The organism is Flavobacterium aciduliphilum, from assembly GCF_003268855.1.
Lineage (GTDB): Bacteria > Bacteroidota > Bacteroidia > Flavobacteriales > Flavobacteriaceae > Flavobacterium > Flavobacterium aciduliphilum.
In genome coordinates this window covers 14,843-39,499 of the sequence record NZ_QLSZ01000008.1, presented here as the reverse complement: position 1 = coordinate 39,499, position 24,657 = coordinate 14,843, and the positions used below count along the sequence as shown (strand labels likewise).

At 35.1% G+C, this 24,657-nt stretch carries 24 protein-coding genes; 3 read left to right on the top strand and 21 right to left on the bottom strand.

The annotated features are described in order from the left end of the window. Window positions 1-3: 3 nt before the first annotated feature. From CLV55_RS09230 to CLV55_RS09215, 4 genes are all read right to left on the bottom strand, one after another. A complete protein-coding gene (locus CLV55_RS09230) occupies window positions 4-366 on the bottom strand; it encodes a four helix bundle protein (protein ID WP_112113507.1) in 363 nt (120 codons plus the stop codon). Between the two features lie 34 nt (window positions 367-400). Then, window positions 401-1,261, bottom strand: coding sequence for a YicC/YloC family endoribonuclease (locus tag CLV55_RS09225; RefSeq protein WP_112113506.1), 861 nt, complete (start codon window positions 1,259-1,261; stop codon window positions 401-403). Window positions 1,262-1,348: 87 nt separating this feature from the next. After that, complete coding sequence (locus tag CLV55_RS09220; protein ID WP_112113505.1) at window positions 1,349-2,242, bottom strand: DMT family transporter; 894 nt, start codon at window positions 2,240-2,242, stop codon at window positions 1,349-1,351. Continuing rightward, on the bottom strand, window positions 2,242-2,595 hold the full coding sequence (locus tag CLV55_RS09215; RefSeq protein ID WP_112113504.1) for an arsenate reductase family protein: 354 nt from the start codon (window positions 2,593-2,595) through the stop codon (window positions 2,242-2,244). Before CLV55_RS09215 ends, CLV55_RS09220 begins: the two co-directional genes overlap by 1 nt. Window positions 2,596-2,664: 69 nt before the next feature. Between CLV55_RS09215 and CLV55_RS09210 the strand changes: the two genes are divergently transcribed. Together CLV55_RS09210 and CLV55_RS09205 are read left to right on the top strand one after the other, a co-directional pair. Beyond that, window positions 2,665-3,120, top strand: a complete 456-nt coding sequence (locus tag CLV55_RS09210; protein ID WP_112113503.1) for a DinB family protein — start codon at window positions 2,665-2,667, stop codon at window positions 3,118-3,120. Between the two features lie 28 nt (window positions 3,121-3,148). Further along, window positions 3,149-4,291 (top strand): cystathionine gamma-synthase, encoded by a 1,143-nt coding sequence (locus CLV55_RS09205; protein WP_112113502.1) that lies wholly within the window; start codon window positions 3,149-3,151, stop codon window positions 4,289-4,291. Between the two features lie 384 nt (window positions 4,292-4,675). On the opposite strand, the gene CLV55_RS09200 is transcribed toward CLV55_RS09205, so the two are convergent. From CLV55_RS09200 to dinB, 6 genes are all read right to left on the bottom strand, one after another. Then, the gene (locus CLV55_RS09200) at window positions 4,676-5,689 is read right to left on the bottom strand and encodes a T9SS type A sorting domain-containing protein (RefSeq protein ID WP_112113501.1); all 1,014 of its coding nucleotides are present in this window, start codon (window positions 5,687-5,689) and stop codon (window positions 4,676-4,678) included. Between the two features lie 106 nt (window positions 5,690-5,795). Next, window positions 5,796-6,866: an ACR3 family arsenite efflux transporter gene (gene arsB, locus CLV55_RS09195; RefSeq protein ID WP_112113500.1), complete on the bottom strand. Its 1,071-nt coding sequence runs from the start codon at window positions 6,864-6,866 to the stop codon at window positions 5,796-5,798. 2 nt (window positions 6,867-6,868) lie between these two features. Next, a complete protein-coding gene (locus CLV55_RS09190) occupies window positions 6,869-7,501 on the bottom strand; it encodes an arsenate-mycothiol transferase ArsC (protein ID WP_112113499.1) in 633 nt (210 codons plus the stop codon). A gap of 26 nt (window positions 7,502-7,527) precedes the next feature. Further along, on the bottom strand, window positions 7,528-7,995 hold the full coding sequence (locus CLV55_RS09185) for a DUF6428 family protein (protein WP_112113498.1): 468 nt from the start codon (window positions 7,993-7,995) through the stop codon (window positions 7,528-7,530). Between the two features lie 15 nt (window positions 7,996-8,010). Further along, complete coding sequence (locus CLV55_RS09180) at window positions 8,011-8,343, bottom strand: ArsR/SmtB family transcription factor (RefSeq protein ID WP_112113497.1); 333 nt, start codon at window positions 8,341-8,343, stop codon at window positions 8,011-8,013. A 137-nt stretch (window positions 8,344-8,480) separates the two neighbouring features. Beyond that, window positions 8,481-9,563, bottom strand: coding sequence for a DNA polymerase IV (gene dinB, locus CLV55_RS09175; protein WP_112113496.1), 1,083 nt, complete (start codon window positions 9,561-9,563; stop codon window positions 8,481-8,483). Window positions 9,564-9,671: 108 nt separating this feature from the next. Here dinB and CLV55_RS09170 point away from each other — a divergent pair, with 108 nt between their 5' ends. Further along, window positions 9,672-10,139 carry a CYTH domain-containing protein gene (locus tag CLV55_RS09170; RefSeq protein WP_112113495.1) on the top strand — a complete coding sequence of 156 codons (468 nt, stop codon included), beginning with the start codon at window positions 9,672-9,674 and terminating at the stop codon, window positions 10,137-10,139. Window position 10,140: 1 nt separating this feature from the next. On the opposite strand, the gene CLV55_RS09165 is transcribed toward CLV55_RS09170, so the two are convergent. The 11 genes from CLV55_RS09165 to uvrC all read right to left on the bottom strand — a co-directional run bounded on the left by CLV55_RS09165 (window position 10,141) and on the right by uvrC (window position 24,535). Beyond that, window positions 10,141-10,623, bottom strand: coding sequence for a septal ring lytic transglycosylase RlpA family protein (locus CLV55_RS09165; protein ID WP_112113592.1), 483 nt, complete (start codon window positions 10,621-10,623; stop codon window positions 10,141-10,143). An 85-nt stretch (window positions 10,624-10,708) separates the two neighbouring features. Further along, entirely contained in the window at window positions 10,709-11,131 is a 423-nt protein-coding gene (locus CLV55_RS09160; RefSeq protein WP_112113494.1) for a hypothetical protein, read from the bottom strand. 82 nt (window positions 11,132-11,213) lie between these two features. Then, the gene (gene pgi / locus CLV55_RS09155) at window positions 11,214-12,857 is read right to left on the bottom strand and encodes a glucose-6-phosphate isomerase (RefSeq protein WP_112113493.1); all 1,644 of its coding nucleotides are present in this window, start codon (window positions 12,855-12,857) and stop codon (window positions 11,214-11,216) included. Between the two features lie 121 nt (window positions 12,858-12,978). Then, window positions 12,979-14,205, bottom strand: coding sequence for a M23 family metallopeptidase (locus CLV55_RS09150; RefSeq protein ID WP_112113492.1), 1,227 nt, complete (start codon window positions 14,203-14,205; stop codon window positions 12,979-12,981). A gap of 16 nt (window positions 14,206-14,221) precedes the next feature. Further along, on the bottom strand, window positions 14,222-15,145 hold the full coding sequence (locus tag CLV55_RS09145) for a tryptophan 2,3-dioxygenase family protein (RefSeq protein WP_112113491.1): 924 nt from the start codon (window positions 15,143-15,145) through the stop codon (window positions 14,222-14,224). Beyond that, on the bottom strand, window positions 15,145-15,918 hold the full coding sequence (locus CLV55_RS09140; protein WP_112113490.1) for a DUF3108 domain-containing protein: 774 nt from the start codon (window positions 15,916-15,918) through the stop codon (window positions 15,145-15,147). Before CLV55_RS09140 ends, CLV55_RS09145 begins: the two co-directional genes overlap by 1 nt. A gap of 300 nt (window positions 15,919-16,218) precedes the next feature. Further along, window positions 16,219-17,379: a 4-hydroxyphenylpyruvate dioxygenase gene (gene hppD, locus CLV55_RS09135; RefSeq protein WP_112113489.1), complete on the bottom strand. Its 1,161-nt coding sequence runs from the start codon at window positions 17,377-17,379 to the stop codon at window positions 16,219-16,221. 105 nt (window positions 17,380-17,484) lie between these two features. Next, window positions 17,485-18,642: a homogentisate 1,2-dioxygenase gene (locus CLV55_RS09130; RefSeq protein WP_112113488.1), complete on the bottom strand. Its 1,158-nt coding sequence runs from the start codon at window positions 18,640-18,642 to the stop codon at window positions 17,485-17,487. A gap of 198 nt (window positions 18,643-18,840) precedes the next feature. Then, the gene (locus tag CLV55_RS09125) at window positions 18,841-20,298 is read right to left on the bottom strand and encodes an APC family permease (protein ID WP_112113487.1); all 1,458 of its coding nucleotides are present in this window, start codon (window positions 20,296-20,298) and stop codon (window positions 18,841-18,843) included. Window positions 20,299-20,379: 81 nt separating this feature from the next. Then, window positions 20,380-22,722, bottom strand: coding sequence for a patatin-like phospholipase family protein (locus CLV55_RS09120; protein ID WP_112113486.1), 2,343 nt, complete (start codon window positions 22,720-22,722; stop codon window positions 20,380-20,382). A 19-nt stretch (window positions 22,723-22,741) separates the two neighbouring features. After that, window positions 22,742-24,535 carry an excinuclease ABC subunit UvrC gene (gene uvrC / locus CLV55_RS09115; protein ID WP_112113485.1) on the bottom strand — a complete coding sequence of 598 codons (1,794 nt, stop codon included), beginning with the start codon at window positions 24,533-24,535 and terminating at the stop codon, window positions 22,742-22,744. Window positions 24,536-24,657 lie beyond the last annotated feature (122 nt).

Here is a 24,657-nt window from a genome sequence, read left to right as displayed (position 1 = left end):
TGATTAGTTTTTTAAGTTTCTTGAGAAAGCGTTTATCATTTTACTTTCTTCTTCAATCAAAATCATTATTTCATTATATGATTTTAAATCTGTAACAAAGTCTAATTCTTTTGCAATAATTAACTGAGTTTCTAATTCATTTAAAGAACCTCTTGAAATATCTAAAAAGTAACTAAATGATTTATCCGTGTTTCTGCCATAACCTTCGCTTATATTTGAAGGAATTGAAATGGCAGCTCTTTTAATTTGAGAAGTTAAAGCATACAATTCTTCTTGAGGAAAGGATGTAACTAATTGATAAATAACGACTAAAACGATCCCTCTTTGCCAGATTAATAAGTCTTTATAAGAATTTATGCTCCCCATATTTATTTGTTTTTAAATGCTCTTCACTAATCACTTACAAAACATTAAGTACTTGCTCTTTAATTTTTTCCAATTCGTCTTTCATCATCACCACCAATTTTTGCATTTCCGAATGGTTGGATTTAGATCCCATTGTATTGATTTCTCTACCCATTTCTTGTGTGATGAATCCTAATTTTCTACCATTGGCTTCTGTTCCAGCAAGGGTTTCAACGAAATAATTTAGATGATTTTCTAAACGTACTTTTTCTTCCGTAATATCATATTTTTCGAGATAAAAAATCAATTCTTGTTCAAACCGGTTTTCATCCACATTCATTTGAAGTTCATCTAATGCTGTGCGAAGTCTAGTCTTTACGGTTTCGATGCGCTCACTATCATAAGCTACTGCTTCTAGCATGAGTTTTTTGATATTCGCAATGCGTTGTATAAATTCTTTTTCAAGTGCTTTGCCCTCATCTTTTCTAAAACTAACGATATTTTCCAAAGCTTGGTCGATGACTTTTTGAATCGATTCCCATTCTTTTTCATCAATTTCTTCCCGTTCTGTTTTTAGGGCATCGGGCATTCGCACAGCCATTTTCATCAATTCGGTTTCGTCGGCATTCGGAATCACTGCTTTCATTTGGTTGATGTATCCTTTAACGATGGGTATATTAATTTTTGATGAGGTTTCCTCGCCAGTCACGTCAATATATAATGAAAAATCAATTTTTCCGCGTTCCAATCGTTGTGAAAGTTGATTGCGAAGGCCTAATTCCATTTCGCGATATACCGATGGCATTCTTGTGTTTAAATCTAACCCCTTGCTGTTTAGCGATTTTAGTTCTACAGAAATTTTTTTTGTTGGTAATTGCAGCGTTGCTTTCCCAAAACCAGTCATTGATTGTATCATTCTTATGAATTAAAAAGACTTCAAATATACTAAAAGTAATTCGTTATTTGTGAATAGTTAGTAGTGCCCTGAGCAATCAATAAATATTTACGTACTCCTATTCACGCTTTTTTGTGTTACCAAATAAACTCCTGCAAAGATTAGTACCGCAGAGAGTATTTTAATAAGACTTAGGTCGTCTTTCCCTAAACTGACAGCAAAAATACTTGCAAAAAGCGGCTGTAAATAAATAAAAACAGCTACGATTGTAGGTTTGAGTTCTCGCATGGAAACTAAATTTAGAAGATAGGTTAGAAAGGTTGAGAAGACTACTACAAAACCAATTTTCCAAAAAATTTCTGTAGGCATTGCATGCCATTGAATGGCTTGAAATTCGTTCCAACCAAACGGAATGACCATAATGAATCCAAAAGTGTAAATCCATTTCACAAACGTAAAAGCGTTGTATTTGTCCATTAATTTTTTCACCAATATCAAGTAAAAACCATACGAAATGGCATTAATAAATACCAATAAATTACCTAACATGGCATTAGGAGCGTTCACCATTGATTTTCCATATAAAATTAACGTGATCGTCCCAGCCAACCCCAATAAAATTCCTGTCATTTTTCTTTTTTGCATTCGTTCTTTCATGATAATAGACGATAACACCAGCACAATCATAGGGGTAGTAACCATGAGTACGGCTCCCATAATAGGCGAGGTATAACTCAGTCCTTTGAAAAAAGTGAGCATGTTTAACGCTACACCAAACAAAGCTGCAGCTCCAATTCGTGGAAAGTCTTGTAATGCAATTTTTTCTTTTGGTCCTAGAAAGGAAACCAACCAAAACAACACCATCGAACCCCCTACGCGCATGCTAATAAATCCAAACGGTTGCACAAAAGCAGGCATGACGTCTTTAGCAATGGTAAATGTGACACCATAAATAATAGAAACTAGTGTTGCGGCAACTAATGCCCAATTTCTTTTTGACATTAGCTTAAAATTTTAAGAACTTCGGTAATATTTTTTTGACTGTTTCCTATATAAATTTTACCCTCCAAGATAAAAACAGGACGACTCAAAAAGGTATAATGCTCTAAAAGGTATTTTTTATAATCAGATTCTTGTAGATTCTTATTTTTTAAATCCATCGATTTGTAAAGCTGCGCTTTTTTACTAAAAAGAGCTTCATAACTTCCTGCAAGTTTGTGTAATACCTCCAATTCTTGTTCTGTAATAGGATTTTGACGAATGTCGTGGTATTCTAATGAGGCTGTTTTTGGAAGCGATTTTATTATTTTTCGACACGTATCGCACGAAGCCAAATAATAGATTTTGTTTGTCATAAAATTTCTTTTTGCAAAGGAAAATCATTTCCAACTTATAATCTGTATTTTTATAAAAAATTTCAATCTATGGAAACGTCTTTTAAAATAAACCATTCCAGCCGAAAAATGCTATTAGGGTTTTTAGAAAATTATACGATAGACCAGCTTAATACCTTTCCCGAAGGATTTAGTAACAATCTCATTTGGAATATTGGTCATTGTATTGTAGTCCAACAAATGTTGGTGTATAAGTTGTCTGATTTACCTATGATGGTATCGGATGCGATGGTGGAGCAATACCGTAAGGGAACGAAGCCCGAACAGCCTGCCATGCAGAAGGAAGTTGATGCACTCAAAACCTTACTTTTTACCACGCTAGAAAAAACAGAAGCCGATGTTGCGCAAGACGTATTTCAAAAGTATAATGAATTTACAACGGGTGTTGGATTTCGTATCACAAATGCTGCCGAAGCCATCGCATTCAATAATTATCACGAAGAGTTGCATCTTGGCATTATGATGCAGATAAGAAAATTTGTGTAAACTCGTTATCTTTGCAAAAAACAAACTTATGAAATTCAATACAAAAGTTATACATGGTGGCCAACACCACGAAAAAGTAACAGGAGCGGTAATGACTCCTGTTTTTCAAACGTCAACGTATGCACAATCCAGTCCTGGACAACCCGTAGGGGATTATGAATACAGTAGAGCCGCCAATCCTACGCGGCAAGCGCTCGAGGATGCCTTAGCTTCCATAGAAAATGGCGCTCGAGGTCTTGCCTTTTCTTCTGGATTGGCCGCAACCGATTGTTTGTTGCGCTTGTTCAAAGCGGGAGATGAAATCATTGCTATGGACGATTTGTATGGCGGAACGTATCGCTTATTTACACGGTTATACAAAGATAGCGGTATCAAATTCCATTTTGTAGACATGAACAACATGGCGCAGTTTGAATCGTTAATTAACGAAAATACCAAATTGGTTTGGGTAGAAACACCTACCAATCCTTTAATGAAATTGGCAGACATTCAAGAACTTGCCAAAATCACCAAAAAACACAATCTTCTTTTTGCAGTCGATAATACGTTTGCAACGCCCTATTTGCAAAAACCCTTAGATTTGGGTGCCGATATTGTGATGCACTCGGCTACCAAATACCTTGGTGGGCATTCCGATGTGATAGCGGGTGCTTTGATTATAAAAGACAAAGCATTGGGCGACGAGTTGCATTTTAAACAATTTGCTACGGGTGCGACATTAGGGCCTATGGACAGTTATTTGGTTTTGAGAGGGATTAAAACCTTGCATTTGCGTGTGCAACGCCATTGTGAAAATGGTATGAAAGTAGCCGAATTTTTGAGCAATCATCCAGAGGTTGCTAAAGTATTTTACCCAGGATTGCCTGATCACCCGCATTATGCTATTGCCAAAAAACAAATGAATGGTTTTGGAGGAATGGTTTCGTTTACTTTTACTTCCGGTAAAAAAGAAGACGCCATTGCGTTTTTAGAAAAATTGAAGGTATTCACCTTGGCCGAATCTCTAGGAGGCGTAGAAAGTTTGGCCAATCATCCCGCTTTAATGACTCATGCCTCTATTCCAGAAGACAAGCGATGGGAAGTAGGCATCACAGATGACTTAGTGAGATTAAGTACAGGAGTTGAAGATATTGACGATTTATTAGCCGACTTGGAACAAGCTTTTAGATAAGACATAGAAGAATCATATTAAAGGAGTCAAAAATGACTCCTTTTTTTGTTTGGAAATTTTTTGTGAAATTGACCAGAAGTAGATTTTGGATGCTTTTAGTTCTTGTGATGGCGATCTCGAATGGATATAATCATAGTTGCAATTAAGCATATATTTGAAATAATCCCTAAATAATGTGAGTCTTCAAGATTCTTATAGTTCAATCTCGTCAGGTTAAAAATCAATAGAATCAAACTCAAAAAAATTATTGTATAGGCAAACTTTTTTGTAATCATAAATTTTATTGTTAAAATCTAGAGGAGATTTGTAACGAAGAGCTGAAATTATTTGAAACAAAAAGAATTATTAGCAGTAGTAAATCAAAAACAGGTATACATTTAAAAATTACTCTTTAATCAATTGGAATGTCTCCAGAGAAGATTCAGAGGCTATTTTGATAAAATAAGTACCCGATTCAAGATTAGAAATATCTAATTGAGAAAATGAACCATCCAATGATTTAACGAAAACCTCTTGTCCTAAAAGTGTACAAACTGATACTCCTGTAATTGCTTTTTTACTCATAATAGATACAGAAGACGTTGCAGGATTTGGATATATTGCTACTGAATTTTTTGAAAAGGAAGAAACTGAAAGATTGAAAGTTAAGTCTTCCCAAGAGGTAGCTACACTCACTAAACTTACTTTTCCAATAGGCATTCCGGCTGGCCCTGCATTTTGTCTAAAACACATCCTATCTATACTTCCAGATTGGTCTGTTCCAGCGAAATTAGTTGCAGAAACGGTGTTGCCTGCTTCACCCAAGCTGTAATTGGCATTAGCATATAAGGTAATAGTGTCATCAGTTGTTCCTGAGGCTTGTGTATATTTAAAAATTAGTAGATAATCGGTATTGTAGTTATACGAATTTGTTGTGTAAACGATAGGGCTTGTTGTACCTCCTTTACTAATTCCAATACTATAAGTCGAACCACTGGTAGGTTTTACAAACATTCTGAATGTAGTATTGTAGTTATTACCACTTAAAACTCTAAAAAAATCAAGTGGACTACTTTGAGCATCTGAAAGGTTTATAACCATCCCAACATAAAGATTACCATTTGAACTAAATGGAGTAAAAGACCTTCCACATCCATCAGTACTTGGAGTTAAACAGAAAGCCTTATTTGAAGTGCCATATCCTGAAGCACTCATGTTTTGAAGTACAACTTGAGCATTTTCGCACAACACTCCAACACAACTTCCCAATCCTCCTGGAGAAGACGAGTTGTTTGTCCATGGGCCTTGACCATTTAATTGTTGGCCTGATACATAAGTAGTAAAATCCTCTCTAAAGATATTTTGTCCTTTTGTAAGAGAAGAAATTGCACACAAAATAAAAAGTAATGTTTTTTTCATAAAAATTTTAATTGATGTAAAAATAGAAAATATTCTTTAAAACAAGTATTTTTTAATTTTCAAAAATAATATATTACCGATATCATAGGTTGTTTTCTTCTTTTTATTAAAGGTCTTTCAAATAATATTTTTTTCTAAACCAAAAGGCAAGTTTTACTAATGCAATTAGCGCAGGTACTTCTACCAAAGGGCCAATGACACCTGCAAAAGCCTGTCCACTGTTGATGCCAAAAACCCCAATGGCTACTGCAATGGCCAATTCGAAATTATTTCCTGTTGCTGTAAATGCTATTGCAGTAGATTTTGAATAGTCGGCTCCAAAATATTTTCCAATAAAAAAACTAACGACAAACATTACTGCAAAATAGATGACTAAGGGAATTGTAATTCGAACTACATCCATAGGAATTTTTACAATTAACGCTCCTTTTAGACTAAACATTATTAAGATTGTAAACAATAATGCAACTAATGTTATTGGGGAAATTATAGGCGCATAGGTCGTCTTAAACCATTCTTCGCCTTTTAATTTTATTAGTGAGTATCGACTGATTATTCCGAGTGCAAACGGAATTCCTAAATAGATTCCAACACTTTCTGCAATTTGTCCGATGCTGATGTGTACCTCAAAACCTGTATAGCCAAAATAGGGTGGTAGAATTGTGATGAAAACATAGGCATAAACGCTGTAAAGCAAGACCTGAAAAATACTGTTTAAAGCGATTAGTCCAGCGCCATACTCTCTGTTTCCCTCTGCTAAATCATTCCAAACGACTACCATTGCAATGCAACGAGCTAAACCAATAAGGATGAGACCAATCCTATATTCAGGATAGTCTTTAAGAAAAATTAGGGCTAGGGCAAACATAAATAGGGGTCCGACAATCCAATTAAGGAATAATGAGGCTCCGAGAACTTTTGTGTTTTTAAATACTTCGCCCATTTGCTCATATTTTACTTTTGCCAACAGGGGATACATCATCAGGATCAAGCCCATGGCTAACGGAATGTTGGTGGTCTCGCTAGAAAAGGAATGAATGAAACCGCTACTTGAGGGTATGAAATAACCTATTGAAACCCCGATAGCCATTGCGAGGAATATCCAAAGAGTTAAAAAACGGTCTAAAAATCCTAACGTTTTTCGTTCTACGACGGGGGTACAATTAGTAACAGACATAGTTATGGTTTTATTTGTGAGAATACATAAAACATTTCAGTGGCAATTTGCAAACTACGTTCTTCGTATTTTTCAGCTTGTAGCGGTGTATTGTCAAATTCTTTAGGGTCTTCAAAAGTAATAGGAATACGTTTTTCTGCACCCGAAATAAAAGGGCACCCTTCATCTGCTTGTGAGCAAGTCATTAAAGCAGCAAACGCGTTGTTGGGATTAAAATCATCATCATATACCTTAGAAAAAGCAATTATTGGATGTTCGTTTTTTGCATATTTTATAGTGTAAATAGGATTATTACCCTCTGCAATCATTTTAATTTTAAATCCTTGTTTTTCTAATGTCTTTGCCACCATAGGAAACATCGCAGTTGCTTCTGTTCCGCCTGAATAGCAAAAAACATTTTTAATGTTGAAAAACGCTGATGCGGTTTGTGCCCAGACTTGGGCTAAATGACTTCTTCTGGAATTGTGTGTGCAAATTAAATTTAGCCTAATTTCTTGTTGATTACTAGTTTTAGATTGGATATAGTCAACAAGCGGTTGTAACATTTCTTTACGTTCGTTTGAGAGGTTTTGAAGGTTTAAAGTGTTAATTAGGGTTTCTATTTCTGAAAACAGAATGGGTTGTGTTGTTGTCATTTCTTATTTTTATTATAGCATTATTTTTAGCAACATTTTCCGTTTGGAGTGCAACATGAGGCATCCTTTTTATCAGCTATATTGACTTTTATTTTGTTTGCTGGAATGCCGCACTTGTCTTGTGCTAAACAGTCTGTTTGTTTATTTATCAATTCGAAATGGTCTCCGTTGAAATCTAAATTGTATTTTCCTATTGTGGACTCTTGATATTCGACTTCAATTTCAAAATCTTCTATACCTAAAACATGCTCAGACAACTCAATAATTTTAAGAAGTTTTTGAGGTTTTAGTCTATGTTCAAAATCGTTTGCTTCCCAAAGTTGGAAGTTGACAACACTTTCTTTTCGAACGGTTCCACCACAATCTATAAAGTTTTTAGTAACCAAGCCAATTTCGGTAATGTGAAAATGTTCAGGAACAAAAGCCCCATTAGGTAATTTAAAAAGTACCCTTTCAAGAGCGCTTAATTGATTTTTTACGTCTGATAGTTTCATGCTATGATTTTTAATTTAACAACAACTTGTTTTCTTTTTTTCTATGAAGTCGTTTATGTTTTGAAAAAAACTTTTGACTTTTTCAAATCCGTTTTCGTCAAGACAATAGCAAATGGCATTTCCTTCAACACTACCTTTAATCAATCCAGCGTTTTTCAATTCTTTTAGATGTTGTGAAACCGTTGGTTGTGCCAAGGGTAATTCGTTTACAAGATCTCCACAAATGCAAGAGTCTACTTTTAAGAGGTGCTGTATAATTGCGATTCGGGCTGGATGACCGAGTGCTTTTATCAATATGGCCAGTTCGTTTTGACGATCTGTGTAGAAATCTGTTTTAGTAGTGCCCATCATTATATATTAATATTGCAATATTACGATAAAGTTATGAATAAAAAAAAGGTTTTTTTTGATAGGTTTTTCATTATGATTATAAAACCTTAAAACAAGCTTACAGTACACAAGATTTTAAATTTACTCGCCATACGTTAAAAGTCAAAACGCAATTGCACGACTACGGTTTTTTTAATTTCGGTATTGAGGTTGCTTAAAGAGATGCCCAGCAGTCTTACGGATTCTTTTAGACGTTCTTGATAGAGTAGTTCTCTGGCGGTTTCATTCAAAAGGCCTTTATCGGCAATAAAATAGGGGAGTGTTTTACTTCGAGTTTGAGTAGTAAAGTCGCTGTATTTTATTTTTAAAGTCACCGTTTTTCCTGAAATATGGTGTTTTTTTAATCGTTTTTCCAATGCTGCTGCAATTCGTTCCAAGCGCTCTTGAAGAAAAATTTCAGAGGTTAAATTTTCATGAAAAGTGTGTTCAGCTGCTACCGATTTGGAAATTCGATTCGGTTTTACAGCACTGTTGTGAATTCCCCGCACAATGGCGTAATAGAATCCGCCACTTTTGCCAAAATGTTGTTCTAAATAATCTTTGGTTTTTGCTTTTAGGTCTTTGCCAGTAAAAATGCCATGCTGATACATTTTTTGGGTGGTTACTTTACCAATGCCATAAAATTTTGAAATGTCTAATTGTTCCAAAAATGGAATCACTTCATCGGGAGGCACCGTTTTTTGTCCGTTGGGTTTGTTATAATCACTAGCAATTTTTGCCACAAATTTATTTACAGAGATTCCAGCCGAAGCTGTAAGCCCCACTTCGGAAGCAATTCGATGTCTAATTTCTTGAGCAATCAAGGTGGCACTGGGGTTTCCTTTTTTGTTTTGAGTCACGTCTAAATAGGCTTCGTCCAAAGAGAGGGGTTCGACCAAATCGGTATAGTCGTGAAATATCCGTCTAATTTTATTAGAGATTTCTTTGTAGCGTTCAAAACGAGGTTTTACAAAAATCAGTTCAGGACAATTTCTTTTGGCTTGTATGCCACTCATGGCACTTCTCACTCCATATTTTCGAGCTTCATAGCTTGCAGCCGAGACCACCCCTCTTGTCTCACTTCCTCCTACAGCAATAGGCTTTCCTTTCCACTCTGGAAAATCCATCTGTTCTACAGAAGCATAGAAGGCATCCATATCAATATGAATAATTTTTCTGGTATTGATTTCGTCTGACATCCTACAAAATTATTGAAATTTTGCATCCTATGGGAATAGTTTGAATAAAAGAATCCCTATGTTTGTCTTTTATTTGGTCTAAAAGAATAGGGTCTTAAAAACTTACCGATGATAGAAATAGAACGCAAATATTTGGTGACATCCGATGCCTATAAGCAAGAAGCGCATGCGCAACATTTTATCGCGCAAGGGTATTTAAATTCTAATCCCGAACGAACAGTGCGGGTACGTATTAAAAACCAAAAAGGCTATCTCACCATTAAAGGAATGAGTAGTGCTACTGGAGCTTCGCGTTTTGAATGGGAGCACGAAATTCCGCTAGAGGAAGCCAAAGTTTTACTTACATTATGCGAATCTGGAACTATTGAAAAAACCCGATATGAAGTAACATCGGGCACGCATTGCATTGAAATAGACGAATTTCATGGCGAAAATTCGGGATTGATTCTAGCAGAAATCGAATTGCAAGATGAAAACGAAACCATCCAAAAGCCTAGTTGGTTGGGCAAAGAAGTTACACAAGAGGCAAAATATTACAACGCTTATCTAAGCGCACATCCATTTCGGTCGTGGTAATTTATTTTTGAAGGACTTCTAAAGTTACTTTGATATATCCCATACCACTACTTGATGCTATGGTATAAAAAGCTTTTCGAGACAAGTCAATTTCACGCCCTCTCACAAAAGGACCACGATCTATGACTTCAACAACTACCGATTTTCCATTAGCTTCATTGGTGACTCTTACTTTGGTGCCAAACGGAAATGATTTGTGAGCTGCCGTAAGTTTGTTTTTATCATAAATTTTGCCACTAGCGGTTCTATGACCATGAAAACGATTGGCATAAAAAGAAGCATGGGCTCCTTTTTTATACAATTTAAATTTTCCTTTGAAGGCTACCGTAGAATCGGTTTCCACTACATTTTCTTGAGTAGTATTTTTTTTGGTAATGGAATCCTTGGGTATTTTTTTTACATCTTGTTTAGAAGTCCCTATTACTTGTGCAAAAAACAAACTGGTGACTATTAAAGCAAGAATAATTAAAATTCTATTTTTCATACTGAACATATTTTTTACAAAAACAAAAAAAAGGTCTTTGTTTTGGTAAAGGTATTTTGCCCCATTTTTTGGGAGCATTACATTATTAGAACCATAAATTCCAAGGAATTCTTGAGAGTAAGAAAACAATTCCTAATCCATAAAAAATAGTTATGGCTTTGAACTTAGCAAGGCTTTCTGTAGTTTTTTTGTGTTTAGACCATCCAATCGTTATTAAAGCAATTGCAATGATATTCACTATTGGGTGCTCTAATGCTGTCAATCTAACAGCTGCATTACTCATCTGACTTAACCCTTGTTTTCCTAAAGGAGAAACAAAATATAAAACAAATCCAAACACTAATTGTAGATGTGTAGCAATCAATCCAAATAAGGCAATTTTTCTGTCTTTTGCCGTAAATTCTCTTTTAGAAACCACTCCTGTTGCAGCATTGATTAATGCCAGTATTAACAATAAAAAAACTAAGTAAGCCCAACCTGAGTGTGCTTTTTGAAGTATGTGATCCATAATGAAAAATTAAATTTTTGTTGAAACAAATATAGACAAAAAAGAATAAAAAAGCCTCGATGCTTGCACATGAGGCGAAATTTTATTTATTTTTTAAGAAATGTTCTAGTAGAAATAGAGTAGAACTATCATGTTTTTTTACTTGTTTTGAACGGATTTCATCTAAAATGGAGTTGGCTAATTGTTTTCCCAATTCGACACCCCATTGGTCATAACTAAAGATATTCCAAAGTACACCTTGAACAAAAATTTTGTGTTCGTAGAGTGCAATTAGCGCACCCAAAGATTGTGGAGTGAGTTTCTTAATTAAAAGGGTATTGGTAGGTTTATCTCCTGCAAATACTTTAAAAGGTTTTAAGAAATCAGCTTGATTTTGTGCCATTCCTAATTTGTCACATTCGTCTTGCACTTGATTTTCAGATTTTCCTTGTAATAGCGCTTCAGTTTGTGCAAAAAAGTTTGACATTAATTTATCGTGATGCTCTTGATTTCCATGTAATGGAGAAATAAAACCTATAAAATCGGTAGGAATAAGTTTGGTTCCTTGATGAATTAATTGAAAAAAGGCATGTTGGGAATTGGTACCGGGTTCGCCCCAAATAATAGTTCCTGTTTGGTATTGTACGGGTTTCCCATCTCTATCAACACTCTTTCCGTTGCTTTCCATAATGCCTTGTTGAAGGTAGGGTGTGAGTTTTTGCAGGTACTGTGTATAAGGAATCAAGGCTTCACTTTCGGCATTAAAGAAATTGTTGTACCAAATACTCAAAAGCGCCAAAACAACAGGGATGTTTTTTTCAAAAGGTTCTTCTTTAAAATGGTTGTCCATTTGATGGGCTCCTTTCAGCAAATGGTCAAAATGATCAAATCCAACGGCTAGACTAATGGATAGCCCAACGGCGCTCCATAATGAAAAACGACCTCCTACCCAGTCCCACATCGGGAAAATATTGCTTTCATCTATACCAAAAGCGGTAACTTTTTCAATATTTGTAGATACAGCTACGAAATGTTTTGCAATATCTTCTGGTTGTGCTGATTGTAAAAACCACGTCCGAATGGTCTCTGAGTTTGTTAAAGTTTCTTGTGTGGTAAATGTTTTGGAAACAATAACGAACAATGTCGTTTCAGGATTCAAATTTTTGATGACTTCTGAAACATGATCTCCATCCACATTGGAAACAAAATGAACATTCAGATGGTTTTTATAAAATTGTAATGCCTCTACCACCATCGCTGGTCCTAAATCAGAACCTCCAATACCGATATTTACGACATCTGTAAAAGGTTTTCCTGTATATCCTTTACGGTTACCTGAAATAATTTCGTTTGAAAACGTTTCGATAGCTTTTTTTACAGTATATATTTCTGGAATGACATTAACGCCGTCTACCAATACTACAGCCTCTTCGGGAGCACGCAATGCTGTGTGAAGCACCGCTCTGTTTTCGGTTTTGTTGATAAGATCTCCACGAAAATATTTTACTATAGCGTCTTTTAGCTGCATTTCTTCAGCCAAGTTAAGAAGTAAATCTAGTGTTTCTTGATTGATTTTGTTTTTAGAATAGTCTACTAAAAAATCATTCCAAGCAATATGGAATTTTGACGCTCGGTCAAGATCATTTTGAAAAAGTTCTTTAATAGAACGGTCTTTCATGTCTGCATAATGCGCTTCTAAACGCTTCCAAGTTGTGGTGTTGATTGGGTTGATATTTTGTAATGCCATTAGATTAAATTTTAAGCAGCAAAATTATATAAAAAGATTGAAGATAAACGGATGAGGTGTTCCGTTTACATCAAAAAAAGGTTATGAAAACGTTGTAGGTTGAAATCTTTTTGTGTGTGGGTTAATATCGGTTGAATTTTAAATCAGCCACACTATCTAGGGCTCTTTTTAACGGACGCATTTGTTCTTTAAATCGGGGTAAGTTTCGGGAATCCATCGCTTGCGAATTTGGGAGTTTCAATTTCAAGGCGTCTACTTGAACCCCATTTTTCCAAAAACGATAGCATACATGCGGACCTGTTGCAAGACCAGTACTTCCTACCTTGCCAATAATTTGTCCTTGTTTTACATGTTGTCCTCGACGAACTAGAATCTTAGACATGTGTAAATATTGTGTCGAATAAACCCTATCATGTTTTACTTTAACAAAATTTCCATTCCCAGCGGTGTATCCAGCTTGTTCCACAACACCGGCAGCGGTGGTCATAATGGGCGTTCCTGTGGGAGCAGCATAATCTGTTCCGTTGTGTGCTTTCCATTTTAGTTGCACTGGATGAAAACGACTTTTGGAAAAATGAGAAGTAATATTGACAAATTTTAACGGTGCTTTCAGGAAAAAGTTCTTTAAAGCTTTTCCATTTTCGTCATAGTAATCGGTTTTCCCATTTCGATCTTGTACAAAAGGAAAGGCATAGATTCGTTCGCCTTTATATTCAAAAAAAGCGGCGCGTAAACTATCAACACCGTCATAAATAGTGTCGTTAATATAACGTTCAGTAAAGCTTAGGGCAAATTTATCGCCTATGCGCGACTTAAAGAAATCGATAGACCAAGCGTATACTTTGGTTAATCTCCCCGATAAGGTTGGGTCGATTTTCATACTCCTCAACGTTTTTGTTAATGGGCCAGTGAGTTCGCCAGCTATGGTTTTCACTTTAAAGGTAAGAGGCCTCGATTTTTTATATCCAACAATAGAATCCGTTAAGTCGATTAAATAATAATCCACGCGATTGGTTTGATATATTAAATATTGGAGTTTGTTGAATCGGTCTTTCGATCGCAAACAGATATAAGGTTTTTTAAAACGAACGGTAGTAGGGAAAGAGTCTTTTACGGCTTTAACGATGTCAGCCACTTTTTTCCCGTTAAGATTTTGTTTTTTGAGTATTCTTTCAAAAGTATCTTGACTTTGAATGGTGTCGTAATGTACATTGAAATCGTCAAAATGAAATCCGAAATCTACTATAGGTTTTTCGCTTTCAAAGTCTTCAATAACAAAGTCTTCTTCTTGTTTTTTACAAGAAAATAAAATTACAGAGAGTATTAAAAGTGCTATAATCTTTTTCAATACGTATGATTTATTTTTAACAATCTTCTCCCCAGTTTTTTAGTTCTTCTTCACTCCATAATTCAGGGAAAAAGATTCTTCTTTGGTATTTAGGATGCATGTATTTTTTCCAATCGCTTCCTCCAGTAGCTTCGCCCGAACCGCTGCTGTCAATATATTTTACCGCTGCATTGTAGTGTCCCATAACCCAAGTAACATTAACCGTTTTGTCATAATGACGCATCGCTGCAACAAGCTGTTCGTTTTTTTGATCTGTTTCAGGAAGTTGTTTGAATTTTCTCCAAATATTTATGGTGTTATATTCTTCCATATAACGCAAAAATTCCTCTTTATATTTTCTTTCAAATTCAAGAATCAAATAGGATTTTTTACCCGTTTGGTAATCCTTTCCTGCGGCTTGCCAATATAAGTGTTCAAAAGCATGTGAGTAGGGGGTGTTGCGGTCTATAGTGGCTCTGAAACGATAGTCGATAAGATTAATTAAGTCGGTAGAAGCAAATTCAATAAGTCGGTATTGTGCGCTTTGAAAGCCACTTGCAGGAGTCAAAGTATTTCTAAATTTCATGTATTGTGCCACTTCCATACCATCGCCCATGATGTCAAAAGAAGTAGTCAACATATCAAAATATCTACTGATACGCATAAGTTTTTCTGCAAAGAAATTTGTATTAAGTGTCGTGGCATGGCATACTTGTTTGATTTCCCATAAGATCATTTTAAACAACAACTCATTCACTTGATGGTACATGATAAAAACCATCTCGTCGGGCAAGGTGGTACGTTGAATTTGAAGATTCAACAATGCGTCAGTTTGAATATAATCCCAATACGTAATCGGTTTTGCCCAAAGTAACCCTTCCAAATGGGTATCTATATTTTGGTTTATGGCTTCAAATTTTTGTTCTAAAGCTTCTATTATAGGTGTTTTTTCTGTTGTCATTATTGTACTTTTATTGAAAAGGGATTGGCAAGTCCTTTAAAAGATTCTAGATCTGCTTTTAAAGATCCTACTGCCAAACTAGCTTTGATTCGTATAGGCAATTTGTTTTCGTCGTCTGATATCCAAACTGTTAGACTTTCTTGTTCTTTAAAAACTCTTCCAGATTGTACTAAAGGTCTAAATACCATACAAGGAACGGTACCAAATGTAGTGTCTAAATCTTCATTTCCAATGAATTTTAATTTAAATTTAGTAGTTTCATCGTCAAAAAACATGTCAACTACAATTGACTCACCTACTTTTAGTTTATCTACATTGGGATGGTTTCTTAAATAGTAAAACGTCGATACAATATCTTGAACGTATTCAGGAGTAGTAAAAGTTTTGTTTGTATCGTTTTTATAGTCTTTTACGAGAACTGTATTTTTGTCTTGATTGAAAAATCCTTCTTGGTTTTTTGTATACCCACCTTCGTCAATTTTTCTAACAAACTGATAGGGTTTTCCTGTGTTTTTGTCGAAGTAAGATTCGTAATTATCATCGACATTAAAAAACCACTTCGACATGCCGGTGGTATAGCCTTTACCAATGGCATGAAAAACACGTTTGTTATTTTTTATGGCTTCTTTTACCTCTAGTGTAGCGTATCCGGCCGTTACTAAACCATAATGAATCCTGAATTTAAACCATTCCCCAACATCAAAAGCTGGAGTTCGTTGAGAATCAAAACTTACGGTAAGGAATAAAAGAAACAAGAAAAATATCTTTTTCATACATTAGTTTTTTTCATGTGTTGTAAAAATAATACAATTTTTGTTCCAAAAGTATTAAAACAAAAAAACTCCGTCAAATTAATGACGGAGTTTTTATGCTATTAACCAACCAAAAAACTATAAATTATGAAAAACTTATATAAAAACTTAAAGGGAACCACCCCTTTGTTGTTTTTGTTGGTGCAAATGTAAGACGCTTTTTGAAATATTCTCAACAAAAAACAAACTTTAACACAAATATATTAAAAACACTATGTTTAAAGGTGTTAAAAATACGAATAATGTAAAAATACACTACTTTTATAATGTTCCTCGCAAAGCTTGTTCTCTTTCAATAGATTCAAATAATGCTTTAAAGTTTCCTGCTCCAAAACCTTTAGCTCCCATTCTTTGAATAATTTCATAAAACAAAGTGGGTCTGTCTTCTACAGGTTTTGTGAATATTTGTAATAAATACCCTTCTTCATCAGCATCTACAAGGATAGAAAGTTTTTGTAATTCTTTGATGTCTTCCTTCATCATTTCCATGTGAGTCCCTAGACGTCTAGGAATATCGTCATAATACGCTTGTGGTGGTGGTGGTAAAAACTCTACGCCTCGTGCTTTCAATCCGGCTACTGTTTTAATGATATCATCGGTAGCTACGGCAATATGTTGACAGCCAGGACCTTCATAAAAGTCGATATATTCTTCAATTTGAGATTTTTTATTTCCTTTTGCAGGCTCATTGATTGGAAATTTTATTCTTCCATTTCCATTTGACATCACTTTACTCATTAAAGCAGAATATTCGGTGTGAATTTGCGTATCATCAAACGATAGGAAATTTTCAAATCCCATCACATCTTCATACCATTTTACCCATTGGTTCATTTCTCCCCAACCAACATTTCCCACCATATGGTCTACATATTTTAATCCTAATGGCTCTGGGTTGTAATCTGATTTCCATTCAACAAATCCAGGTAAAAAAGTTCCGTTGTAGTTTTTTCTTTCTACGAAAATGTGAACCGTTTCTCCATAGGTGTAAATTCCTGAGCGAACCACTTCACCGTGTTCGTCTTTTTCAACGGTGGGCTCCATAAAGGATTTGGCGCCTCTTTTTGTGGTTTCTTCCCAAGCGGAACGGGCATCTTCTACCCAAAGAGCAATCACTTTTACCCCATCACCATGTTTTTTAAGATGGTCGTTGATAGGGGAATTGCTGTTAAGAGGCGTGGTTAATACCAATCTAATTTTGTCTTGTTTCAGCACATAACTTACGGCGTCTCTTGAACCAGTTTCTAGACCGCAATAAGCTAGTGATTGAAATCCAAACGCTGTTTTGTAATAATGCGCGGATTGTTTTGCATTTCCTACATAAAATTCGATGTAGTCCGTTCCTAATAGGGGTAAAAAATCTTGTGCCCCTGAAAATATTTTTTCGAGTCCGTATTCTACGGAAGTTACGTCTTTTGCCATTGTTCTATGTTTTTAGTAAAGCGATTACGTATTAAAAAGCCTATTTTAGTTGATGATCACACGTAATTCGTTTAGATTTTTAGTTTGTTTTTGGTTTATTGACTGTTATTCCAACCAGGATTGGAAATACGTATCGTCTGAAATTTTGAGAGCTTCTTCTGTAACCATCAAAGGTTTAAAGGTATCAACCATGACGGCCAATTCCAACGTTTCTTTTTTACCAATGCTTCGTTCAGCTGCACCTGGGTGAGGGCCATGAGGAATTCCAGCTGGGTGTAAAGAGATATGTCCCGCTTCGATATCGTTACGACTCATAAAATCTCCATCAACATAATACAAAACTTCGTCAGCATCAATATTGCTGTGGTTGTAAGGAGCAGGAATTGCAAGTGGATGGTAATCATACAAACGCGGCACAAAAGAGCATACTACAAATGCAGTTGTTTCAAATGTTTGATGCACAGGTGGTGGCATGTGGACACGTCCGGTAATGGGTTCGAAATTGTGAATGGAAAAGGCATACGGATAATTAAACCCATCATATCCCACAACATCAAAAGGATGACTTGCATAAATCAAATCAAAAATTTCATCGTTCTTTTTTACTTTGATTAAGAAATCTCCCTTTTCATTATAAGTTTCGAGTTCTTCGGGTCTTCGAATATCTCTTTCACAGAAAGGAGAATGTTCTAATAATTGCCCAAACCAATTTCGGTATTGTTTCGGAGTATAAATCGGGGCATGAGATTCTACAATAAACAAGCGATTGTCTTCAGTATCAAAATCAATTTTATAAATAATTCCTCGGGGGACAATCAGGTAATCTCCATATTTAAAATCAAGATTTCCATATATTGTTCTCAATTTTCCACTTCCTTTGTGAATGAAAATCATTTCATCAGAATCGGTATTTTTATAAAAATATGAAGTTGTTGATTTGCGAGGTGCTGCCAAAACGATATGGCAATCGGAATTGGTTAAAACTATTTTTCTACTTTCAAGAAAGTCGTCTTCCGCTGGAACCTCAAATCCTCTAAGACGATAGGACTGAATGTTGTTTGGTTTTGCAATTATTGGTGCTACACTATATTGTGCTCGAATTTCTTTAACTTGCGTTGGACGTTGTTCGTGATAGGAATTGGTCGACATTCCATCAAAACCAACAGTACCAAAAAGCTGTTCGTAATACAAATCCCCATTAGGTTTTGTAAATTGTATATGACGCTTGTGAGGAATGGTTCCTAGTTTGTGATATATTGGCATATTTTTTCATTTAAAAGTTAAAACTTTGAAACAGAATAGTTTCATTCTCATAAAAAAATACACTTCTCATTCAGGATTCCGTTTGATGAGAAATTTTAGATGTGCTAATAACTCTTTAAAATGTGGTTTCATTTTTTAATTCATTATAACAAATATCGCAAAAAAAAAATAAGCCACTCAAAAAAGTGGCTTATTTTTTTATTGATTTTCTAATTTAGAATTTCGTTTACCATATAAGAAATAGACTACAATCCCTATACCTAGCCACCCTAAGGAAAGCATTTGGGCTTCAATACTTAGGTTAATCATTAAATAGGTGTTAATTAAAATACCACATACCGCGATAACGGGAAGAGCAGGCACCTTGAAGGTACGAGTTAAATTAGGTTGTTTTTTTCTCAAAATCCAAACAGCAATACACACCATAGTAAAGGCAAACAGAGTACCAAAACTGGTCATATCAGCCAATTTATTAATAGGAGTGAATGCAGCTACCACAGAAATTATAGAGCCAAGTATCATTAAATTTGTTTTTGGAGTTCCTGAAACAGGATTGATTTTAGAAAAAACGGCAGGGATTAAACCGTCTTTCGACATTCCTAAGAATATTCTCGATTGTCCCATAATCATCACCATTAATACAGAAATCAGACCTAAAGTTGCTGCAATTGTGATTATAAATCCAGCCCAAGCTTGACCCGCAATATCAAAAGCATAAGCAACAGGTGCTTTGATGGCTTCAGGGTATTTTCCTAGCGGATTAAAATCTTTGTAATTCATCATTCCCGTGAGCACTAGTGAAACTAAAATGTATAAGGCAGTACAGATTAATAATGAAGCGATAATTGCAAAAGGAACATCTTTTTTAGGGTTTATAGCTTCACCTGCTTGTGTAGAAACTGCGTCAAATCCGACATAAGCAAAGAAAATTGCGGCTGCCCCAGAAATGATTCCAGCAACACCATAGGCATTATGGGTTCCTGTTTTTTCTACAATTTGGGTTGCTGTTGGAATAAAAGGATCCCAGTTTTGGGTGTTAATAAAAAAGATTCCAGCAATAATTACAAACAAAACGGCTGCAACTTTTAGTATCACAATAAAGTTGTTTGCTTTTGCGGCACTACTCGTTCCTTTGATTAAGATGGAAATAACAAGAAGTACAATAAAAAAAGCGGGTAGATTCATAGAAAATCCTTCCCCAGTATAACTTGCAGGATCTGTTGTGAGCCATTCTGGAATTTTTAGCCCAAAGAGTTTGAGAAGCTTGTTGAAATACCCCGACCAAGACACGGCGACCGTCATGGAACCCATGGCATATTCGAGTATGAGTCCCCATCCAATGACCCAGGCAAATAATTCACCAATGGTTCCATAGGCATAGGCATAGGCAGAACCCTCAACAGGAAGAATTGATGCAAATTCTGAATAACATAAAGCAGCAAAGACACAAGCAATCCCAGCAATAATAAACGAAATCGCAAGAGCAGGACCTGCATGATAATAAGCTCCAGTACCTGTTAAAACAAAAATTCCTCCACCAATGATAGCCCCAACACCAATAGCTGTGAGACTCCATTTTCCGAGTACTCTTTTTAATTCACTTTTTTTCATATCCGCTTCAAAAGCAGATACAGGTTTTACTCTCCAAACAGACATATTTTTTATATTTTTTGTTAATGGTGTTCAAATATACTTTTTTTGTTTAATATTTTTATTAAAAATGAAATTTTAAACTTTCTAAAACCAAAATCCTAGATTCACCCAAAAATACCCTTTAGGTAATTCGGGCGCCCAAGAGTATTTTACTTCTATGGGGCCTAATATAGTTTCTAATCCATAGCCTAAAGCATATCCTGTATATCTTGGAGTGGCCAACCAATTTCCAGAACGAAACAGTTTGTCTTCAGCGTTGGCAGCATTCATAGAAAAATTGACGTGGTTTTTTTTATAAAATTCAATATCAATGGTACCCAGAGATTTAATAAAACTATCGGCAGCAATACTTATAAAATCATACCCGTAAAAGTGTTTGAAATTGTTTATCGTATTGTAGCCATATCCGCCCAAGACAAAATCTAAAAAATGAACACTATTGGCACCGAAAGCAAATCCTGCTTCTGATTGAAATTTTAAATTGATGAACTTATAAAACGTTCGGGTAAAACCAAATTCACCTTTCATAATCGAAAATCTATTGAACTGGTTTGTAAAGTTGCTGGAATATAAGTAAGTTTGAATATCCCCATCTATAAACCAACCCTTCTTTGGAAAATATTTATTGTCAAAAGAATCATATTTTAAGTATCCAAAAGCACTAGCATAGTCACTGTTTTCAAAAATTGGATTGTTGTTTTCTAGTGTTTTGGATTTGATTTTTAAATGTTTGAGTTCTAAACCTGCGCCAATTAAAAATTTTTGAGCAAAAATAGTTTGCAAATAGGCTTGATTAGTGAAATCTGAAAAATCAACATTGATAGAATTGATGCCATATTGCGTGAAAAATTTTCCATTACTAAAGTCGGTTGAAACGTTTCTATTAAATTGATTGAATCTTGATTTAAAACCAAAACTGAAATAAAAGCCGTTGTCTACATAATAATCTAAGTTGTATCTAAAATTATCGCCAAGTCCAAAATCAATGGAAAGGACGTCGTTTTTAAAAAGAGATTTCTTTTGTGTAATATTAAGCAATGCGGCACTTTTGTAGAGGCCATCGTAGTGTAAACCAAATTTCAAAAAGGTTTTGTTTTTACTTTCTTTAACATGCAAATCAAATTCATCTCCATTTTCAAGTTCGTTCAATTGATAGCTGATGGAGCTAAAATTTCCTGTAGCATTTAGGGTATTGATTCCTTTTTTTAGGTCATTATAACTCACTTTCATGCCTTGTTTAAATCCAAGTTTTCCAATAATATAAGCTCTCGTGTAATCGTCCACATCATTAATGCTAAGTCGAGTGATATGGATGCTATCTTGTTTAACGTTCAGGTGTTGGATGTCGTGATTTGGATTTTTTAAGGCAAGTTGTCTAATTTTATCAATGACTTCGGCTGTGGCTTCTTCCCCTTTTTGTGTAATTTCATCTCTTTGATTAAAAGAAATTACCGAATAATCAGAAATATCAGGTTTGATATAAACATCGGTTTCTTTAATTTTTTCTTTCATTCCTTCCACCATTTGGAGGTTGGAAATTTGTAATAATATTTTGGTGGCTTCTTTCAGGGAGTTTCTATCTTTCAATCCGTCTTGAACATCAACTCCAATAATGATATCAGCCCCCATTTTTTTTACTTCTTCAATAGGATAATTGTTTATGACCCCTCCGTCTACTAAAATTTTACCATCAATTTCTACTGGTGAAAAAAGTGTAGGAAAGGCTGAACTTGCTAAAAGCGCCTGGGGTAAATATCCGTTTTTTAAAACCACTTGTTGTCCTGTTTCAATATCAGTTGCTACACAAACAAACGGAATGGGGAACAAGTTAAAATCTCTGATATGTCGAACCTTATGTGTTAATTTAGCCAACATATTGTAATTGTACATTCCTTTAGAAAGTGCAATGGGTACTCCTAAACTAAAATTAGTAAAAGGCAAGGCAACGGCATACAATTCGTCATTTCGTTTTTCATAAAAACTTTTCGAATTTCTAGGAATGAAATCTTGCAACAGTTCGTCAAAATTGGTTGTGCTAAAAATAGAATCAATTTGAGTTGCATTATAACCGATAGCATACAGACCTCCAACAACAGCACCCATACTTGTGCCTCCAATGTAGTCAATCTTAACGCCTTCTCGTTCTAAAGTTTTTAAAACCCCAATATGTGCAAATCCTTTAGCTCCTCCGCCTGTCAACACCAATCCAACTTTAGGATGTTTGCCGCTATCTTGAGCTTGGCTTGGTAGAAAGAAAAATAAAAAACATAAAAAAAATAGGAGTCCAATTTTCGAAAGGGTTGGCGGAACAAGTTTAAATATACTTAATTCCAAGCGTAATGAAAAATTATTTTTTCTGCCAACAGTTGCAAAAAAAAGTTGAATTGCGTTTGAGATGACGCTATAGTTTGGAAAGGCTTTCAACATCCGCTTCAAATATTATGAGTCATAATTTATGGTAAAAGTCGTAAATTTTTTTGGCTTTTGATGCACCTATGACTTCAGAAATTTCTTTTTCACTCACTAATTTTAATCTTTTAACACTTTTAAAGCGTTTGATAAGAGTTTCCATAGTTTTTTCACCTATTCCTGGGATGGTTTCCATAGACGAATTTAGTGCCGATTTACTTCTTTTCTCTCGATGAAAGGTAATTCCAAATCGGTGGGCTTCATTTCTTAAATGTTGAATGACTTTCAGGGTTTCCGATTTTTTATCTAAGTATAAAGGCACCGAATCGCCAGGATAAAACAATTCTTCCAATCGTTTGGCAATTCCGATAATCGCAATTTTTCCTCGCAAACCTAATGCATCAATGCTTTTTAATGCGGATGATAATTGCCCCTTTCCTCCATCAATAATGATTAATTGAGGTAAGGGGAGATTTTCTTCCAAAAGGCGTTTGTATCGTCGGTGTACAACTTCTTCCATTGACGCAAAATCGTTAGGCCCTTCTACGGTTTTTATATTGAAATGTCGGTAGTCTTTTTTGGATGGTTTTCCGTCTTTAAAAACAACGCAAGCCGAAACAGGATTCGTTCCTTGAATATTAGAATTGTCAAAACACTCAATATGTCGTGGTTCAATTGAAAGGCGCAAATCTTTTTGCATTTGTGCCATGATTCGATTGGTGTGGCGTTCAGGATCTACAATTTGAATTTGTTTTAATTGTTCCAAACGATAATATTTGGCATTTCTTTCTGATAGTTCAAGGATTTGTTTTTTATCTCCCAATTGCGGAACGGTTACTTTGATCTGTTCTCCTAAATTTAACGGAAAAGGTAATACAATTTCTTTGGAAGTCAGATGAAAACGTTCACGAAGTTCGACAACTGCAAGTTCTAGCAGTTCTTCATTTGTTTCATCTAATTTCTTTTTCAATTCTAAAGTGTGTGACCGAATAATCGCTCCATGAGCAATCTGTAAAAAGTTGACATAGGCCATACTTTCATCAGAAACAATAGAGAATACATCAATATTGGAAATTTTCGGATTGAAGACTGTAGAACGCGATTGATAATTTTCGAGAACTTCTATTTTTTCTTTAATCTGTTGGGCTTGTTCAAAGTGCATACTAGCCGCAAATTCTTGCATTTTTGTTTTGAAATTTCTCAAACTCTCTTTAAAATTTCCTTTTAAGATTTCACGAATGGCTTGAACGTGTTCTTGATAATTTTCGGCGGTTTCATACCCTTCACAACCTCCTTTACAATTGCCAATGTGATATTCTAAACAGACTTTATATTTCCCTTTTTCGATATTTCCCGGGCTTAAATCGAAAGCACAAGTGCGCAACGGGTATAATTCTTTGATTAAATCTAAAATGGTGTGAACGGTTTTGAAATTGGTATAAGGGCCAAAATATTCTGAACCGTCTTTAATCATTCTTCGGGTTGGGAAAATACGTGGAAAAGGTTCTTTTTTAATGCAAATCCAAGGATAGGTTTTATCGTCGCGCAATAAGACATTGTATCGGGGTTGTAGTTTTTTTATCAAATTATTTTCCAATAAAAGAGCATCTTGTTCCGACGAAACGACAATGTGCTTGATCGTGACAATCTTTCGAACCAAAACATTAGTTTTTCCGTTATTATGTACTTTATTAAAATAGGAAGCAACTCTTTTTTTAAGATTTTTTGCTTTTCCTACATACAGAATTTTTCCCTCTTTGTCATAATATTGGTATACTCCCGGAAGATCGGGTAAGGTTTGTAGTTGAAGGTCTAATGAGGGAAGTAGCATTTATGATTGCAGATTAACGATTTATGATTTTATGAAATGAACTTAACTGCACCGTTTTCATTACGTAGAAATCTCAATAAATTTAATATTTGAGACAGATAATAACGAATTTTCACGGATAT